This window comes from Corynebacterium sp., from assembly GCF_012837295.1.
Classification (GTDB): domain Bacteria; phylum Actinomycetota; class Actinomycetes; order Mycobacteriales; family Mycobacteriaceae; genus Corynebacterium.
Genome location: NZ_DURI01000289.1, coordinates 1 through 1,539, shown reverse-complemented (window position 1 = coordinate 1,539; position 1,539 = coordinate 1). Strand labels below are relative to the sequence as shown.

Annotated in this window: 2 protein-coding genes; both read right to left on the bottom strand. The window is 71.0% G+C overall.

Going from position 1 to position 1,539, the window contains the following annotated elements; all coding sequences use genetic code 11:
- Positions 1-148 (bottom strand): branched-chain amino acid transport system II carrier protein (locus GX015_RS09380; protein ID WP_291344626.1); only part of this gene is annotated, 148 nt, incomplete at its 3' end.
- Between the two features lie 100 nt (positions 149-248).
- Positions 249-1,539 (bottom strand): 4-alpha-glucanotransferase (locus GX015_RS09375; RefSeq protein ID WP_291344624.1); only part of this gene is annotated, 1,291 nt, incomplete at its 5' end.

The following is a 1,539-nucleotide window of genomic DNA, read 5'->3' as shown; positions in this document are numbered from 1 at the left end:
CGGCCATCGCGGGGCCGTAGGCGGTGCCGGCCTCGACGCCCAACTGGGGCGGGAAAATCAGGTTGCCGGCGCCGAAGAACATGGCGAACAACATGAGCCCGACCACGATGATGGTCGGGCCGGCGGAGGGGGAAGATTTATCGGTCACCCTCCGATTGTCGCAGCATCGACCCGATCGAGCTTCCGGGGGCCGACCCCAGGGGGTCGGCCCCCGGCCAAACGGGCGCGTGACGGACGGCGCGTGACCGTCAACCTCGCGTGGACGCCTCCGCGACCGCCCCGAACAGGGGCAGGCCCGGCAAATCGGAAACGAGCAGGGCACGCCCGTCGCCGTCGGTGAGCGGCACGCACCAGTTCGGGTACTGGTCGTGGGTGGTGCCCGGCTGGTTCTGCGTGCGGCGGTCGCCGACCATGTCCACCAGCGCCATGCACGTCAGCGCGGATGGCGTGCGGGCCAGGTAGCGGTGCAGGCCGACGATCAGCGGCCCCGCGTCCGGCAGCTCCGCGCGGGAGATGTTCTTCCAATCGCGGCCGGGCACCGGCTCACCGTCGTCCTCGAGACCGTCGAAGCAGCCCGCCGCGTCGACGGCGGCGAGGTTTTCCGTGATCCAGTCCAGGTCGCGGGCCTCCTCTTCCCCGACGTCCGCGTCGAACAGGCCCAGGCGGTCGCGCAGCTTGATGTGCTCGCCGTCGAGGTAGCCGGCGGTCGGCGGCAGATCGTGGGTGGTCACCGACGACAGGCACAGGCGGCGGTAATTCGACGGGTGCTTGGGCACGCCCGGGCCATCCGACTCGAACCACAGGATCGACGTGCCCATGATGCCGCGCTGGGCCAGGTACTCCTGGACCCACGGCTCGAAGGTGCCCAGGTCCTCGCCGATGACGACGGCGCCGGCGAGCTCGGCCTCGAGCGCCAGGATGCCGACCATCGCCTCGTGGTCGAAGTGGACGTAGGTGCCGTTGGCCGGCGACTCCATTCGCGGCATCAACCACAGGCGGAACAGGCCGAGGATGTGATCGACGCGGATGCCGCCCGAATGCCGCAGCACCGTGCGGAGCATGTCGCGCCACGGCATGTAGGAGGCCTCCGCCAACTTGTGCGGGTTCCACGGCGGCTGCGACCAGTCCTGGCCGCGCTGGTTGAACCCGTCCGGCGGGGCGCCCACCGACGCGTCGGGGGCCATCCACTCGGCCAGGTTGCGGGCGTCGGAACCGCCCGGGTGCACGCCGACGGCGAGGTCGGCCATGATGCCGATGCGCATGCCCGCCTCGGTCGCCGCGCGCTGGGCGTCGCGGAGCTGCTCGTCCATGATCCACTGCAGCCAGCAGTGGAAGTCCACCAGTTCCTCGCGCAGCTCGTCGACGTCCTCGTGGGCGCCGAGCGGGGTGACCAAGCCGGGGAACTCGCCGTTGTCGCGGGCGGCGGTGCGCATCTCGATGTCGCGGTCGGCGCACCAGCGCGCGTAGTCGAGGATGCCGCGGCCCTGCTCGTTCAGGAACCTCTCGTAATCGGCGCGGCGGACCTCCGACAGGGGGATG